At 72.8% G+C, this 1,414-nt stretch carries 1 protein-coding gene; it reads right to left on the bottom strand.

Annotated features, from left to right (window positions below; translation table 11 throughout):
• On the bottom strand, positions 1 to 1,414 hold a 1,414-nt coding region (locus ACZ5ON_RS36045; protein WP_465601845.1), incomplete at both ends, for a non-ribosomal peptide synthetase.

Genomic DNA, 1,414 nt, shown 5'->3' with positions numbered 1-1,414 from the left:
GCCACGAAGCGCTCCGCGGTGAGGCCCGGCCGGCCGAGGTAGCCGCGCGCAACTCCGGTGCCCGCGACGTAGAGCTCGCCGGGAACCCCCACCGGTACCGGCCGCAGCCCGGGGCCGAGCACGTACACCCGGGTGTTGGCCAGCGGCCGGCCGACCGGCAGCACACCGCCGGCGGGTTCGCTGCCCGGCTCGATCCGGTACTCGGCGCAGCTGACGGTGGTCTCGGTCGGACCGTAGACGTTGCGGACGGTCACCGCCGGGTGCGAGTTCCGCCAGGTCCGCAACCGCTCGCCGGAGAGCGCCTCGCCGGCGAGCAGCAGGTCGCCCGTCGGCGAGGCACCCTCGGGAAGGGTCTCCAGCAGTGCCAGGTGGCTCGGGGTGGCCTTCAGCAGGGTGGGGGCGGTGTCCGACGGCAGGCTCTCGTCGAGGTCGCCGATCCGCACGCAGCCGCCGACGGTCAGCGGGGTGAACAGGGCCGTGACCGTCATGTCGAAGGACACGGACGAGTGGAGCAGCACGGATCCCCGCGCACTCGGGTAGCTGCGGCCGGCCCACTCCAGGTAGTCCACCAGCGAGTGCTGTTCGACCAGGACGCCCTTCGGCCGTCCGGTGGAGCCGGAGGTGTAGATGACGTAGGCGGGGTGGTGCGGCCGCAGCGGGCGCACCCGGTCGCGGTCCGCGGGGTCGGCGTCGACGGGCTCGACCTCCTCGACGAGCAGCCGGGGCAGCGGCCCGGACTCGTCGCCGCAGTCCACGCCGCCGCCGGTCAGCAGCAGCGCGGGCGAGGCGTCGCGCAGCATGAAGGCGATGCGCTCCGCCGGGTAGTCCGGGTCCACGGGAAGGTAGGCGGCCCCGGCCTTCAGGACACCGAGCAGTGCACCGAGCAGCCGGGCGGACCGCGGTACCGCCACCGCCACCAGGTCCTCGGGACCCACGCCTGCCTCGATCAGCCGGTGAGCGACGCCGTTGGCGAGCGCGTTCAGCTCGGCGTAGCTCAGGGTGAGGTCACCGTCGAGCACGGCGGTGGCCTCGGGGGTGCGGGCGGCCTGGCCCTCGAACAGGGCGGGGAGGCAGGTGTGTTCGGTGCTGGTGGCGGTGTTGTTCCAGTCCAGCAGGATCCGCTGCCGCTCGTGGTGGTCGAGCGGGTCGATGCGGCTGATCCGGCGGTCGGGGTCGGCGACCAGTGCGCGCAGTACCCGCTCCAGCCGGGTGGCCAGGGTTTCGGCGGTCTCCCGGTCGAAGAGGTCGCCGTTGAACTCCAGCACCCCTCGGATGCCCGAGGCGCGCTGCCCGTCGAAGTGCTCCTGGACGTTGACGGACAGGTCGAACTTGGCGATGTCGAGGTCGACGGGTTGGAGTTGGAAGGTGAGGTCGGGGAGGTCGAGGGTGACGTGGGGGGTGTTCTGGAAGGCGA

Source organism: Kitasatospora sp. NPDC032150 (assembly GCF_055579945.1).
Note: the sequence above shows the minus strand (reverse complement) of the source record. Positions and strands in the feature narration are given on the sequence as shown.